Source organism: Flavobacterium sp. IB48 (genome assembly GCF_016405855.1).
Lineage (GTDB): Bacteria > Bacteroidota > Bacteroidia > Flavobacteriales > Flavobacteriaceae > Flavobacterium > Flavobacterium ginsengisoli.
Genome location: NZ_JAEFCA010000004.1, coordinates 369,021 through 384,236 on the forward strand (window position 1 = coordinate 369,021; position 15,216 = coordinate 384,236).

Annotated in this window: 11 protein-coding genes; 4 read left to right on the forward strand and 7 right to left on the reverse strand. The window is 34.5% G+C overall.

Features of this window, described 5'->3' with window-relative positions; translation table 11 throughout:
- The 7 genes from JC605_RS15140 to JC605_RS15170 form a co-directional block, all read right to left on the reverse strand.
- The gene (locus JC605_RS15140; protein WP_198856998.1) at window positions 1-1,263 is read right to left on the reverse strand and encodes an MFS transporter; all 1,263 of its coding nucleotides are present in this window, start codon (window positions 1,261-1,263) and stop codon (window positions 1-3) included.
- Between the two features lie 29 nt (window positions 1,264-1,292).
- A complete protein-coding gene (locus JC605_RS15145) occupies window positions 1,293-3,029 on the reverse strand; it encodes a thiamine pyrophosphate-dependent enzyme (protein ID WP_198856999.1) in 1,737 nt (578 codons plus the stop codon).
- 281 nt (window positions 3,030-3,310) lie between these two features.
- Entirely contained in the window at window positions 3,311-3,838 is a 528-nt protein-coding gene (locus JC605_RS15150; protein WP_198857000.1) for a hypothetical protein, read from the reverse strand.
- 145 nt (window positions 3,839-3,983) lie between these two features.
- On the reverse strand, window positions 3,984-5,204 hold the full coding sequence (locus tag JC605_RS15155; protein WP_177210290.1) for an ABC transporter permease: 1,221 nt from the start codon (window positions 5,202-5,204) through the stop codon (window positions 3,984-3,986).
- Window positions 5,191-5,952, reverse strand: a complete 762-nt coding sequence (locus JC605_RS15160; protein WP_198857001.1) for an ABC transporter ATP-binding protein — start codon at window positions 5,950-5,952, stop codon at window positions 5,191-5,193. Before JC605_RS15160 ends, JC605_RS15155 begins: the two co-directional genes overlap by 14 nt.
- Before the next feature lie 26 nt (window positions 5,953-5,978).
- A complete protein-coding gene (locus JC605_RS15165) occupies window positions 5,979-7,250 on the reverse strand; it encodes an efflux RND transporter periplasmic adaptor subunit (RefSeq protein ID WP_198857002.1) in 1,272 nt (423 codons plus the stop codon).
- 10 nt (window positions 7,251-7,260) lie between these two features.
- Entirely contained in the window at window positions 7,261-8,601 is a 1,341-nt protein-coding gene (locus JC605_RS15170; RefSeq protein WP_233074124.1) for a TolC family protein, read from the reverse strand.
- A 347-nt stretch (window positions 8,602-8,948) separates the two neighbouring features.
- On the opposite strand from JC605_RS15170, the gene guaA reads away from it, so the two are divergent.
- From guaA to JC605_RS15190, 4 genes are all read left to right on the forward strand, one after another.
- The gene (gene guaA / locus JC605_RS15175; protein WP_198857003.1) at window positions 8,949-10,478 is read left to right on the forward strand and encodes a glutamine-hydrolyzing GMP synthase; all 1,530 of its coding nucleotides are present in this window, start codon (window positions 8,949-8,951) and stop codon (window positions 10,476-10,478) included.
- Window positions 10,479-10,541: 63 nt separating this feature from the next.
- Complete coding sequence (locus tag JC605_RS15180; protein ID WP_198857004.1) at window positions 10,542-12,455, forward strand: LysM peptidoglycan-binding domain-containing protein; 1,914 nt, start codon at window positions 10,542-10,544, stop codon at window positions 12,453-12,455.
- 93 nt (window positions 12,456-12,548) lie between these two features.
- The gene (locus JC605_RS15185) at window positions 12,549-14,612 is read left to right on the forward strand and encodes a LysM peptidoglycan-binding domain-containing protein (RefSeq protein WP_198857005.1); all 2,064 of its coding nucleotides are present in this window, start codon (window positions 12,549-12,551) and stop codon (window positions 14,610-14,612) included.
- Window positions 14,612-15,013, forward strand: coding sequence for an OsmC family protein (locus JC605_RS15190; protein WP_198857006.1), 402 nt, complete (start codon window positions 14,612-14,614; stop codon window positions 15,011-15,013). The genes JC605_RS15185 and JC605_RS15190 overlap by 1 nt, the downstream gene beginning before the upstream one ends.
- The last annotated feature ends 203 nt before the right edge of the window (window positions 15,014-15,216 follow it).

Below are 15,216 nucleotides of genomic sequence, written 5' to 3' on the forward strand. Positions count from 1 at the left end.
TTAGATAACTACCTTAGTAGAATTTGCGTGTTTTCCTTCACCTGTTTCTTTCAAAAGAAAACTTATCAAAATAGCTATCGTAATGCCAATAATCCAAAACAAACCAGCTTGCTGAAAATGTAGCGCTTTATTGAGAGTATTATTTAAAGTTTGACCAAATAGGCGACTAAATAATGGGCTTAAAAGTGTTGTTACGCCAAAAGTTATAAAATTAATGGCTCCTGTGGCACTTCCTTTTACATTATCTGGATTTGCTTCTTTTATTATTGAATAAGGAATCATGGCTGCTCCAGAAGCTACACCCAATAAGAACATACTGTATTTAGTGGTCAGAATATCTGGAAAATACAGTAACTGGATTAAGGTTATAATCATCAATAAGGCGCCAGCTACTAAAACTGGTTTTCGCCTTTTTAGCTTGTCTGTAATATATCCTAAGAGCGGACATCCAAATACCCAGCCAAAAGCTACCATTGCACTTGATATGGTTGCGGTATGAAAATCTAAAGCACGATCTTTCTGAAAAAAATCTACAGCCCAAGTCATTGCAAATATTGTAGTTGGAGCAAATAATAATCCCGATATTATGCCGCAGAACCAAGATTGCGGATTGCTAAAAACGATTTTGTATGGTTCTAAAATGCCTTGTTTTTTTACTACACTTTCTGTTTTTTTCTCTGTTATATCGGCTGGAGTTATAAACCAAAGGCCGAAAGCAACAATTATGGTAAAAATTCCGATTGAAAGCCAGAAAATGTCTATGTGCATTCCTTCTTCTATCCAAGGCCCAACCACAAATTGCCCAGCAGAACCTCCGAGCATTCCGAGACATTGTGTAAATCCAATTGCTGTTGCCAACGATTTTGCCGAAAATCCTTTACTGGCAAGATATACACAGCCCGGAAAAGCAAAAGCACATCCGGCACCTTGAAGCAATCGGCCAGCAACACCCGAAAACTGACTCGAAATCATAAATAATAAACAGCCAATTCCCAAAATGAAAGCTCCTGCAAAGAGAGAATATTTGGCTCCAAATCTATCGAGTGCGATTCCGGCAATTAAACTGCAGGTAGAATACGTGTAATAATAAGTGCCAATTATGGTAACTAATCTAATTTCATTTACCGAGAAAGTCTGCGAAAGTTCTGGAAGCATTACCGCTGGAGCAGAACGTATTACATAATCTAAAAAATAAAAAATAAGACCAAATACCCAAGCAATGACATAATATTTGGTGTACGATTTTGTACTGTTTGTATCCATAAGAGGGCTCTTTTTAAATTGGTACAATTTTACAAACCTTCTTTAAGGTGTTTGTAATTAGATTTTATGGTATCAAAAACTTCTTCCATTTTCCCTCCAAGCATTAATTTTGTCATTGATTTTGCCATACCTACAACTTGTTCCCATTCTATTTTTGGAGGCATTGCCAAAGCATTCGGATTTGTAAATACATTCAATAATACAGGCCCATTATGGGTAAAAGCATTTTGAATTGCCATCTCAACTTCTTCGGGTTTATGAACATTTATGCCTTGAAAACCCATTGCTTGAGCAATTAAGCCAAAATCTGGATTAACCATATTAGTTTCGTTATCAGGTAGACCATTAACTTCCATTTCTAGTTTGACCATTCCTAAAGCGCGATTGTTGAATACAATAATTTTAACGGGAATATCGTATTGATGTATCGTAGCCAAATCACCTAATAGCATTGATAAACCTCCGTCACCACACATGGCAATAACTTGTTTTTCGGGATGAGCAAGAGCTGCGCCAATTGCCATTGGCATTGCATTAGCCATTGATCCATGATTAAAAGAACCTAGCATTTTTCGTTCGCCAGTTCCTTTAATAAAACGAGCACCCCAAACACACGACATTCCGGTATCAACAGTAAAAATCGCATCTTTAGAAGCTAATTTGTCAATAATGTGCGCTACATATTCGGGTTGAATTGTGTCTTCTCCGCCATTATCATTGACATAAGTATTCATGTTTTCTTTTACGGTGTTGTAGAATTTTAACTGAGCATTTAAAAAACTATCATCGGTTTTGGTTTCTAGGAGCGGAAGTAAAGCTTCTATAGTATCGGCAACGTCGCCGCATAATCCCATATAAAGGTTGGCTCTTCGGCCTAAACGCTCAGAACTTGTATCAATTTGAATAATTTTATTATCAGAAGGCATGAATTTATCATAAGGAAAATCTGTTCCTAACAATAAAACCAAATGGGATTCGTGCATGCTATGGTAAGCAGACGGAAGCCCTAATAAACCTGTCATCCCTATTTCGTTTGGGTTGTTGGGTTGAATGCTCATTTTTCCGCGGAAAGAATATCCTACGGGAGCTTTAATATGCTGTGATAATTGTACGACTTGATCATGAGCTTTTTCGGCTCCAATACCGCAGAATAAAGTTATTTTTGTGCTTTCGTTAATGGCTTTTGCCAATTGCTGTAATTCAGTATCAGAAGGTCGGATTATAGGATTGCAATGAAAAAACTGAGTTGAGATGTTGCTTTCTACGGCTTTTAATTGAGAAACATCACCTGGTAAACCAATAACTGCAACACCTTTTTTTCCTAAAGCATGTTGTATAGCAGTTTGAATAATGCGAGGTGCTTGCTCAGCTGTCATAATCATTTGATTGTAATAGCTGCAATCATCAAAAAGTTTGATAGTATTGGTTTCCTGAAAATAATCCATACCCATTTCGCCAGTATTAATTGTAGAAGCAATGGCAAGCAAAGGCACGTGAGAACGATGTGCATCGTACAGGCCATTAATTAGATGAACATGTCCTGGACCACAGCTTCCGGCGCAAACAGCAAATCCGTCGAGTTCGGCTTCAGCGGCAGCGGCATACGCTCCAACTTCTTCATGGCGTACATGAATCCACTTTATTTTTCCATTTCTGCGTATGGCATCATTAAAATGATTTAAACTGTCTCCGGTAACTGCATAAACACGTTTTACTCCGGCTTCTACTAACATGTCGACTAATTGTTCGGCAACTATTTTACTCATGTGTTATATTTTTAAAATTAATATTCAGAAGTATACATTGGTTATGATTAACTTTCTTAATACTTATATTTTAATATAAATCAAGCAATGATGTAAAGGGCCTTATAAAATTAAGGAAAAGAATTGGTTTTCTTTTAAAGGTGTTAAGAAACTAAGCTGCTAAGGTGTTAAGTTTTTCATTTTGTGAAAATATAAAAAGAGAGATCCTAATATTTTTAGAACCTCTCTTTTTATATTTAAAATTTTATGCACTTAGTCACTCATAAACTTAGCGTCTTAGATTAAAATGGATCTGCAGTAACTTTAAATTTCATATCTGCTTTTACCGTTACATCTTTTGTTAAAGTCTCTTTTAATGTTACCTGTGTTCTTATTTTGTAGCTATCTGCTTTTATGTATTCATCCAATCTCTTATCTGTACAAATCAAATCGATTGTATTGCTTGAGACGTTGATATTGTCTTGGTAAGCTAATTCTATTTCATCTGAATTGGCTGTTGAAATATACAGATGAATTGATTTTAAAAACGTAAAAGTTTTGTCTGAAGGATCTGTAATTGTTAGTTTTAATGATTTGATTTTAACATCTTTTACTAAACTTGCTTTTGTTTTATTATTTTGAAATTCAGCTGAAGAATTGGTTGTGACTTCTGGCGTAATAATTTCTAAAGGAAGATTAATTGGAGTGGTGCTTTGAATTTTAATTGAAGCATTATTCGAAATAGTAAAAGTCAATAAGTCATCTACAGTATTACAAGAAGAAAATAAAATTGACAGAAAAACGGTCAAGGCAATAAATTTTGATTTCATAGTTAAATTTATACGGTTTTGTGTAGATACGATTTTTTGGAACGCTTGGATTTTTTGCAAAGGTATTAATTCACTAAGTTTTTCTCTAAGATCAAAAAAAACTTAGTAGCTTAGAATCTTAGCAACTTAGCATCTTAAAAAAAAGCTATTCATAATGCAATGCTTCTATTGGGTCTAATTTTGATGCTTTTAATGCAGGATAATAACCAAAGAAAATACCTGTGATAGCACAAACTAAAAATGAAAGTATTACAGAAGATTCGGAAATTAGAGTAGGCCAGTGTAGAAAGTATTGTATTAATTCTGACGCTATAATTCCTAAAACTATTCCAATTAATCCTCCAGTTAAGCTGATTAAAATTGCTTCCACTAAAAATTGTAATAAAATATCTCTTCCGTTTGCACCAATAGACATACGTAAACCGATTTCTTTGGTTCGTTCTGTAACCGAAACATACATAATATTCATAATGCCTATTCCTCCAATCAAGAGCGAAATTCCCGATATTGCGGTTAACAATACTGTTAGTAGTTGGCTTGTTGAACTAAAAGTGTTGATTAATTCTGCCTGTGTTCGTACAGAGAAATCGTCATCGTCATTGGCTTTTAATCGATGTGCTGTGCGCATAATCTGCTCGATTTCATCTGTTGCCAATTGTGTTTGACTTTCGTCTGTTGTTGATGCATAAATATTTTGGAGATAAATAGAGTTTGTTATTCTTTTTTGTACTGTGGTATAAGGCGCAATAATAATATCGTCTTGATCCTGCCCAAATGCATTTTCTCCTTTTGATTGTAAAACTCCAATAATTCGAAACGGAATTTTATTAAACCGAATGATTTGCCCAATAGGATTTACTCCATACGGAAATATATTGTCTACAACGGTTTGTCCAATTAAGCAGACTTTGTTTGCGGTATGAATATCAGATTCTCTAAAAATAATTCCTTCCTTAAGTGGCCAATCTCTAATTTTGAGATAATCAACACTCACGCCTTGCATACTCGTTGGCCAGTTTAGCGCACCATTAATTGCCTGACCTTTGCTGGAAACTGCAGGAGAAATTGCATTTAAATGTTTTGACTCTTTTTTAAGTGCTTCAACATCACTAAGTGTTAAGGTCTGAACGCTCGAAATATCCAAACGCGCTCCTGCCGATACATTGCTATTTGGTCTAATGGTAATCATATTAGATCCCATACTAGACAACTGATCCTGAATGCTTTTTTTGGATCCCTGACCAATTGCAACCATTGCGATTACAGAGCCAACACCAATAATAATTCCGAGCATGGTTAATAATGCACGAAGTTTATTGCGTCGAAGCGCTTTTAAGGCGATTAGAAAAAGATTAGCTATTTTCATATTTATAATCTTCGTCTACATGAAAATCGGCTAGCATTTGTACGGCCGATTTTATGTTTTGGTTATTAAAGTCTTTCGTTACTCTTCCGTCGCGAAGTGTGACAGTTCTACTGCTAAAGGCAGCGATATCGGGTTCATGAGTTACAAAAATTATCGTTTTTCCTTTCGAATTCAATTCTTGAATTAGCGCCATGATTTCGTATGAAGTTCTGGTGTCGAGATTTCCTGTAGCTTCATCTGCAAGTATCATCACAGGGTCATTTACTAGAGCTCTCGCAATGGCTACACGCTGCTGTTGCCCGCCCGAAAGCTGATTTGGAAAATGATCTAATCGATCAGCTAGTTTTACAGCTTCTAAAGCATTTATAGCTCTTTCTCGTCTTTCTTTTGCAGAAACTTTAGAATTGTATAATAATGGCAATTCAACATTCTCAATTGCCGAAGTGCGCGCTAAAAGATTATAGGACTGAAAAATAAAAACAATTTTAGTGTTTCGTAAAGCCGCCAGTTCAGTTTTGGATAATGATTTGACATTGACTCCATCGAGTATATAATTCCCGTCTGATGGTTTGTCCAAACATCCCAAAATATTAAGCATAGTTGTTTTTCCAGAACCACTGCTTCCCATAATGGTAATAAATTCACCTTCCATGACATCAAAAGAAACGCCTTTTAAAGCTCTTACGGTTTCAGATCCCATGGTGAATTCTCTTTTAAGGTCTTGTATTTCAAGAATCTTTTTTTTCATTACAATTGCTTTTGTGTGGTTTGTTGCTATTGTCTTCTTCCTCCGCCGCCGCCGCCTCGTTTTGGCATAAACGGACTTGATTCTGTCGCTTTAGCGCTTTTAGTTTGTTTTAATGCATTTACTCCCGTAATGATTTCATCTTGAGCTGTTAGGCCTCTAATGACTTGAACATTAATATCATCATCTAATCCTATTCGTATGTGTTTTGGAATTATCGAATCGCCTACTTTTTTCCATACAATTGCTTTTTTATGGTCAATGGTGTCGAGAGTTTTATTATTTAATCCTGAATTTCCACCATATTTATTTCCGTTTTTGCCTTTGTGTTCGCCTTTGTGATTTCGTAAAGACAGTTTCCTTATTTTAAACTGTTTTTCTAATGTAGAATCAGGCTGGAAAGCAATGGCTTTTGCTGGAATAAGCAAGGTGTTTTTTACTTCATTGGTATAAATAATAATATTAGCTGTCATTCCAGGTTTTAATTTTAAATCATCATTTGGAGCATTGATAATGGTAGTATACGTAACAACATTTGACGAAATAGTGGGTTCCAAACGTATTTCGATTACAGTTCCTTTAAAGACATCATCGGGAAAAGCATCTACGGTAAAAGTGGCATTTTCTCCCACTTTTACATTGCCGACATCCGCTTCATCGACAGATGCCCGAACCTGCATTTTGCTTAGATCTTTAGCAATGCTAAATAAGGTAGGCGTATTAAGACTCGCCGCAACGGTTTGCCCTTCGCTTACTTTTCTAGATAAAACAGTTCCATCAATAGGTGAATAAATATTGGTGTACGAAAGGTTCTTTTCTGCAGATCGCAATTGTGCTGCAACACTGTTTACATTGTCTTTCGCAACATCATAAAGGTTTTTTGCCGTTTCATAATCAGCCCTACTAATTCCGCCTGCTTTATACAATTCATTTTGTCTGTTGAAATTGGATTGCTGGTAACCAAGGTTGTTTTTTGATAATTGCAAATTGGCAGCGATCTGCTGTACCTGAGCTAGAAAAAGAGACTGGTCTATTTGCGCCAGCAGTTGTCCTTTTTTTACAACTGAGTTAAAATCAACAAATACTTTTTGGATGGTTCCCGAAACTTGTGTTCCTACTGCAACGGTATCTACAGGCTGTATTTTTCCAGTTGCGGTTACACTCGTTGCAATATCTCCGTAATGTGGTTTTTCTGTAATCAGTTCTACTTTATTACTATCTTTATGAAAAATAAAATATGCTATAGATCCTACGAGTAAAACTCCAATGATGATGAGAATTGCTAATTTACTTTTTTTCATTTTGCTCTTTTTATAGTTTGATTGGATCACCTTTATAGAAATCGTATATTTTTAAGCTTACAACAGAATTGTATTTTGCCTGAATGAAATTTTGAAATGCCTGAACATATAAATTTTTCTCGAGCAAATAATCTACAGTGCTAATGCCTCCTAATCGCAATTGTTCGTTTGCAATTCGATAATTTTCGGTATTGGCATCAAGTTGTTCCTGTGCTGCTGTATATTGAGATTGTGCATTGAGTACATTAATATAAGCCTGTTCTACTTTTTGCGATAATACTGTTTCTGTATTGGTAACATTAAGTTTGGACTGATCAATAGCAATTTTTGATTTTTCGACTCCAGTTTTAGCTATTCGGTTATTGAATATTGGAACTGTTAAAGAAAGCCCCAAACGCTGATAAAAGTTGTTGTCTATTTGAGTTGGATATGGTGTTTTTTGATTGTCTGAATACCCCGAAGCCAAAGTTCCGCTTGCACTAAGTGTAGGCAGAAAACTAGCTTTAGATTTTTGTAATTGCAGATCGGCAGCTTCTTTTTCTATCAAACTGCTTTTTACTTCTGGTCTTTGTTCTAAGGCTGTTTTTTGAGCTTCTTCAAGGTTAACTATAGGTAGGGTAGCGTCCAGAATTTCTGGTTTTCTGATATTTAACTCATATCCTGACGGAAGCTGCAGCAATTGTTTTAAGGTTAAAACATTTTGACGTTCGGTATTTTGCGAGGTAATTAGATTAAAATTATCTGTTGCCAATTGTGCTTTTAGTAAAACATAATCTTTCTTAGCAATACTTCCTGCATTGTATTTTAATTCTCCTAGTTTCAGTTGTGCTTTCGAAGTTTCGAGAATCTCGTTTAGGTACACACTATTTTCCTTTGCTAACAAAATGGTTAGATAAGCTTGTGTAATTTGAATGGTAATATCATTTTCGGCAGCTTCGGCATTAAATTGCGCAGATTTGATATAGAGATCTTTCTGTTTTATGTCATTATTTAGATAACCACCATTATACAACACCATAGATGATCCTAATGAATAATTGCCCGCAAAACTTGATTGGGACTGAAAACCTCCTACTACTAAATCAGCATTTTTTGCATTATTAAAAGTTTGCGAAGCATTTCCTAAAAGATTAGGAAACTTTGCAGCTTTCGACAATAGTAAATCCTGTTCTGTCGATTTAGTAGTGAGCCGTAAGGTATTAATTTGAATGTTTTGCTGCTTTGCATAAGCAATACATTGTTCAAGATTCCATACTTCAGGCAATTGGTTTTGTTCAGTAGTTTGTGCTGTAATCTGCATGCACTGAAAAATCAAAATTACCTTTAAAGTATTTATCATAAATGACCTCATACCTGAATTTAATTTAAATTAAAAAAAATAAATTATAACCTGAGACTTAAGATAATAAAATGCTTTAAGCGTATTAAGAATTTGATTTAAAGGTGGGATTAGGTTTGTTATCCATAATATTGGTAGCTAAAACGAATAACTATATCAAATATAGCAATTATTTTAACACTTTAAACGAGCTATATCCCATTTTAATCTTAAATAAATTGAAAAGAAAACTTAATGTTTTTATCGAATGAGGAACGCAATTTTCGATATTTTTTTAGATGTTTTAGAAGCTGAAGATCTTTCAGAAAAAAAATCAAAAATCAATTTTTCAATTTCAAATATAAAAAGTACTTTTGCGCATGCAACACAACGTACTTATTTTAGATTTCGGGTCGCAATATACTCAGCTTATTGCGCGTAGAGTTCGCGAATTAAATATATTCTGCGAAATTTTTCCTTACAATCACATTCCAAGTGATTTATCAAGTTATAAAGCCGTAATTTTAGGAGGAAGTCCTTTCTCTGTTAGAGGAGAAGATGCACCGCATCCTGATTTATCGCAAATTAGAGGTAAAATGCCTTTACTTGCTGTTTGTTACGGAGCACAATATTTAGCACACTTTAGTGGTGGAGAAGTTGCTGCTTCAAACACAAGAGAATACGGAAGAGCAAACTTGTCTTACATTAAAGAAGGCGAAACTTTCTTTGAAGGAGTTTCAGAAAATAGCCAAGTTTGGATGAGCCACAGCGATAGTATCAAAGCACTTCCAACAAATGCTGTAAAGCTTGCAAGCACACATGATGTAGAATTTGCAGCTTACAAAATTGAAGGCGAAACTACTTATGCAATTCAATACCATCCAGAGGTTTACCATTCAACAGATGGAAAGAAAATGCTGGAAAACTTCTTAGTTAAAATTGCTGAAGTTCCTCAAAACTTTACTCCAAATGCTTTCGTTGATGAAATGGTAGCAGAATTAAAAGAAAAACTAGGAAACGATAAAGTAGTTCTTGGTTTATCTGGAGGAGTAGATTCTACTGTAGCAGCAGTTTTATTAAACAAAGCAATTGGACAAAATTTATATTGCATCTTCGTAAATAACGGTTTACTTCGTAAAAACGAATTCCAAAATGTATTAGATCAATACAAAGGAATGGGATTGAATGTAAAAGGTGTAGATGCTGGAGATCGTTTCCTTGGCGAATTAGCTGGAATTAGTGATCCAGAAACGAAACGTAAAACAATCGGTCGTGTTTTTATCGAAGTTTTTGATGATGAATCACACTTATTAGAAGACGTAAAATGGTTAGCGCAAGGAACTATTTACCCAGACGTTATCGAGTCTGTTTCGGTAAAAGGACCATCTGCGACAATTAAATCGCACCATAATGTTGGTGGATTGCCAGATTATATGAAATTAAAAATTGTAGAACCACTTAGAATGTTGTTTAAAGACGAAGTTCGTAGAGTTGGCGCTACATTAGGAATAGATCCTGAATTGCTAGGAAGACACCCTTTCCCAGGACCAGGATTATCAATTAGAATTTTAGGAGATATTACTCCAGAGAAAGTGCAGATTTTACAAGATGTAGATTCTGTATTTATCGAAGGATTAAAATCTTGGGGATTATACGATAAAGTTTGGCAGGCTGGAGCAATTTTGCTTCCGGTAAACAGTGTTGGTGTTATGGGGGATGAGCGTACTTACGAAAAAGTAGTAGCGCTTAGAGCTGTAGAATCGACAGACGGTATGACTGCTGACTGGGTTCATTTACCTTACGATTTCTTGATGAAAGTGTCAAATGATATCATCAATAAAGTAAAAGGCGTGAATCGTGTAGTTTACGATATTAGTTCAAAACCACCTGCAACAATTGAGTGGGAATAGTAGCATAATTTAAAATTAAGGTCTTACATTTGTAAGGCCTTAATTTTTTATAACCTACTATTTATGAGAGAACTTTTAATAATTTCTCTTGTGTTTATTTTGTCTTTTAACAAAATAACTGCGCAAGATTCAATTATCGAGCACAAGATTCAAAAAGGTGAAACCGCTTATTTTATTGCCCAAAAGTATAAGGTTTCTATCGAGGAGATTTACAAACTCAACCCCGAATCACAAAACGGAATCAAAGACAATCAGGTTTTAAAGATTCCAATTCACCACTCAGAAAACACAACTTCAAAGCAGCAAACCCATATTGTTGCACCGAAAGAAACATTGTTTGGTTTGTCAAAACAATATCATGTTTCAGTTGAAGCACTTCAGAATGCTAATCAGGAAATTTTGGCAGGCGGACTTCAAATCGGTCAAGAGTTAATAATTCCTCAAAATTCAGATAGTGCAGCCAAATCTGAAGTTGCGGTTTCTTCAAAAAGTACACATCAAGTTGTAGCCAAAGAATCTTTATTTAGCATTGCAAGACAATACAATGTTTCGGTTGAGGATTTAGAAAACCTAAATAAGGATATTTTAATTAACGGATTGCAAATTGGACAGACCATTTCAATTCCAAACAAAAGAAAAACGTTAGACGGAAGAGTTCGTGTCATCAATCAGGAAACGGTTTTCCATGTCGTTGAACCAAAAGAAACCAAATTTTCGATTGCAAAGAAATACGGAATTTCAATTGATCAATTAGAATCTCAAAATCCAGAAATTGTAAACGGATTAATTGTCGGGAACAAATTAGCCATTAATACCGCAGCAATTAAACCAGTAAATGAAAGCGAAGAGTTAATGCTCGCTTTGGCTGAAAAACAGGTTGTGGTTGAAAAAACAAAAGCGAAAACAGTAGAAATTGAAGATTTGAAAGACCGTTTGGTTGTTCAGAAAGAAATGAATCAGAAAATTATAAAAATTAATGATTTGAAAGTAAATCTGAATGATATGAATGGTTCGAAAGAAAACTCGGTTGAAAAATTGCGTCTGGTTTTAGAAGCCAATAAAAATGTTCAGGATGTTTTAATGGCAAAATTAGATTCGCTTGTCAGTTCAATGAACGACGATTTGAAGGAATTGAAGCGAATGGATATTTTAAATGTTGAAGAATCAAAAAGGTTAGAAAAACAATCTTCAGAAGGAATCAATAAAACCAATGAATTATCATCTCAGCTGAAAAAAGAATTGGCTGAAAACAGAAAAGTTTATGCCGGATTGATGAACAAAGTAGAGAAAATTGCTGTTGAGGAAAATCAGGAATATAAGAAGAAAATCCGCGAAAGCGAAAAAAACAATAATACAACATCTCTACAGCAGCGTTTATCTTTAGAAGAAATAAAAAAATACAAAATAGAGCAGGAGCAGGGAGATAAGCAAAATCAGCTTTTGATTGCAAAAATAGATTCTTTGGATACTCAGAAAAAAATTGAAGTAAAAAGACATATCAGCAAAGCCTCTTATTATAGTATGGAAGCGAGAAAATTTGATGATAAACTGGCTTTGGTGAAATTAAAGAAATACCAAGACGAAGCGGTTAAAAAACAGAAGAAAAATAATACCGCTGAAAATTCAAAAATAATTTCATTAGAAGAAATGAAACAGGAATTGAAAGACAATCCTTTAAGAACTGACAAAACTGTAAAAGTAGAAGTTTATGATAATCTTAGAGAAGTTTCAAACGGGTATTACTTAGTTTTAGGTATATTTACAGACGCAGTTGACCGCGATAAGTTTATTATGAAACTCATTGATTCTGGCGAATTTAATGCTAGTTTCTTTTTCAATATTAACAGTCTTTCGTACTATGTTTATGCCGATAAGTATGAAAACATGGAAGAAGTGCTTTATAAATGCAAGAAAAAAGAAGAAGATGAGTTATATAAAGAAATCATTATTGCTAAAGTAGAAATCGATTTGAGGTAATTTTTACAGCAATAAACAAACGGCGTGAATTTTGCTTTTAGTAAAATTGTAACTTATTTTAGAATTAGAAATTAAATTGTTTTAAGCCTTATTATGAAATATTATTTAACAGTATTGTCTCTTGTATTTTTTATAACTTCAAGCGCATTTTCGCAAGAAAAAGTGGTTAAGTATAAAGTGTCAAGCGGTGAGACAATTAATCAGATTGCACAAAAATTTAAGGTAACACCTTACGATATTTACCAGCTCAATCCAGATGCTAGAACAGGATTGGTGCCAAACTCTGTGCTGTTGATTCCAACAAAAACAGGGGAAGCAAAAAAAGAAGTTTCTGAAACTAAAACTCCTACAGCTTCAGGAAAAGAAATAATCCATGAAGTGCAGCCTAAAGAAACCTTTTACAGCATTGAGCATAAGTACGGAATTTCAGATGAAGCTTTAAAAGCGGCAAATCCATTTTTAGAAAAAACGGGTGTTCAAATCGGACAAAAATTGGTTATTCCTGCAAAAGGCTCTACGCCAAAAACAGCAGAAAAACCAGTTAAAGAAAAAGGTGCTGAAAAATATGTATATCACGATGTACAGCCAAAAGAAACAAAATTTGGTATTGCAAAACAGTACAATATAACTGTTGATGAATTGGAAAAAAGAAATCCAGATATTGTTAATAGCTTGCCAGTTGGTTACAGATTAACCATAAAAGGAACAGCTCCTAAAACAGAATCTACTCCTGCAAAAGCTGTAGAAAGTAAAAAGTCTGCTGAGACTTCTAAAAAAGCAGTTACTTACATGGAATATCAAGTAAAGCCAAAAGAAACTTTTTATAGTTTAGGAAGGGTTTTTCATTTAACACAAGATGAATTAGTGGCATTAAATCCGTCGCTTTCTGAAGGTGTAAAAGAAGGAATGGTTTTGAAAGTTCCTGCTGGATATATTGCTCCAGCTCCAATTGTTGCGGCTCAAGTACCGGATAAACCAGCTGATTCTTCAGTGTACAAACCGGTTGAAAATACGGGAGGAGGAATTAAAATTGTTGATAAAGTAAAATCGACTGAAAATGAAAACGTAGAAATTGTAGAATTGACCAAAAAGAAAGGGCTTAATGAGCGTAAAAAAGTAGTTCTATTGCTTCCGTTTAATTTGGCTAAAGTTCAAAGTGATACTTCTGGAACAGCGAACAGAATTAAAAACGATAAGTTCTTAAACATGACTCTAGATTTTTATGCCGGAGCTATGATGGCGATTGATTCTGCAAAAACATTGAAACTTCCAATTGATGTTGCTATTTACGATTCGCAAGAAACTAAAACAACTTCTAATGTTGTAGGCTTAACTCCGAAATTGCAAGATGCAGATGCTGTAATTGGGCCATTTTACCAAAGTAATGCAGAAACGACAGCAAACATGTTGCGTTCATACGATGTTCCGGTAATTTCGCCTTTATCAAAAGATAGCGCCAATCCGATTGACAATTTGTATCAAACAATACCTTCAAATGACGTGATCAGAAATTCTATTTTTGATTATATGCGTTCTAAAAACGGTAATATTGTTGCGGTAGTAGATAAGAAAAAAGAATCGGTTATTAATTACATCAAACAAAACCAAAAAGGAGTTGCATTTGCTTCTTTAACAGAAACTGGTGGTTTGGATGTAGCTAATTTAAAAAGCTTATTGATTCCTAATCGATTGAATTATGTGGTAATGGAAACAGGTAATACTGCAATGGTTAAAGCCACTATAAAAGCTTTACTTGATTCTCAGAAAACATGCCAAGTTCAATTGGTAATTTTGGAACCAAACAGCACATTAGATACAGACGAAATTAGTTTTGATAATTTGGTAAAATTGAAATTAATGTATCCTTCTGTAACTCGTGAAAGTGATGAACAACCCGTTTTAATTTATGAAAAGCAGTATCGTCTAAAAAACAAAGCAAATCCGACAACTTATGCAACAAGAGGATTTGACGTTACATTTGACACGATGATGCGTTTGTCTCAAGGAAAAACATTCCAAGAAACTGCTGATATGATGACGACTCAGCAAGTAGATAATAAATTTCAATATTATAGAAAAGAAGATGGCGGACACGCTAATAAAGGCGTTTACATCTTATATTATGATAGTGACTTAACTTTAAAAGTAGCAAATTAATGACATCAAAAGTAACCTATTTAGGAGATTTAAGAACAAGTTCAATTCACGTGCAATCAGGAAGCGAAATCATTTCTGACGCACCATTAGATAATAACGGAAAAGGAGAAGCATTTTCTCCAACAGATACTGTAGCGAACGCATTAGCAAGTTGCATGATGACAATTATGGGAATCAAAGCTCGTGATTTAGAAGTTGATTTTGTTGGATCTACAGCAGAAGTAACTAAAATTATGAATGCAGAACCTAGAAGAATTGGAGCAATCGAAATTGTATTTCAAATGAAAAGCAACGCTGACGAAAAAAGTAAAACTATTTTAGAACGTGCTGCAATGACTTGCCCAGTATTTTTAAGTTTAAGCAGTGAAATCGAAAAGAAAATTACCTTCAACTGGAAGTAAAAAAGAGCCATTAGGCTCGATCCATATTGTAGGGCTGGATTTTAATCCAGTTTAAAAGAAATAGAAAGGAAAAAGAACCATCTGTTCGATCCATTTTATAAAATTATAATATGAATCGTTCCTACGGAACTCCTGAATTGTGATATATCATTTTTTCAACGGATTGAAATCCGTTGCTACAACATAAATAGTTCCTAAGGAAT

Bases quoted from the DNA above. Each gene is read 5' to 3' on its own strand.
- guaA (WP_198857003.1), top strand. From the start codon at position 8,949: ATGCAACACAACGTACTTATTTTAGATTTCGGGTCGCAATATACTCAG.
- JC605_RS15180 (WP_198857004.1), top strand. From the start codon at position 10,542: ATGAGAGAACTTTTAATAATTTCTCTTGTGTTTATTTTGTCTTTTAAC.
- JC605_RS15185 (WP_198857005.1), top strand. From the start codon at position 12,549: ATGAAATATTATTTAACAGTATTGTCTCTTGTATTTTTTATAACTTCA.
- JC605_RS15190 (WP_198857006.1), top strand. From the start codon at position 14,612: ATGACATCAAAAGTAACCTATTTAGGAGATTTAAGAACAAGTTCAATT.
- JC605_RS15170 (WP_233074124.1), bottom strand. From the start codon at position 8,601: ATGAGGTCATTTATGATAAATACTTTAAAGGTAATTTTGATTTTTCAG.
- JC605_RS15160 (WP_198857001.1), bottom strand. From the start codon at position 5,952: ATGAAAAAAAAGATTCTTGAAATACAAGACCTTAAAAGAGAATTCACC.
- JC605_RS15165 (WP_198857002.1), bottom strand. From the start codon at position 7,250: ATGAAAAAAAGTAAATTAGCAATTCTCATCATCATTGGAGTTTTACTC.
- JC605_RS15155 (WP_177210290.1), bottom strand. From the start codon at position 5,204: ATGAAAATAGCTAATCTTTTTCTAATCGCCTTAAAAGCGCTTCGACGC.
- JC605_RS15140 (WP_198856998.1), bottom strand. From the start codon at position 1,263: ATGGATACAAACAGTACAAAATCGTACACCAAATATTATGTCATTGCT.
- JC605_RS15150 (WP_198857000.1), bottom strand. From the start codon at position 3,838: ATGAAATCAAAATTTATTGCCTTGACCGTTTTTCTGTCAATTTTATTT.
- JC605_RS15145 (WP_198856999.1), bottom strand. From the start codon at position 3,029: ATGAGTAAAATAGTTGCCGAACAATTAGTCGACATGTTAGTAGAAGCC.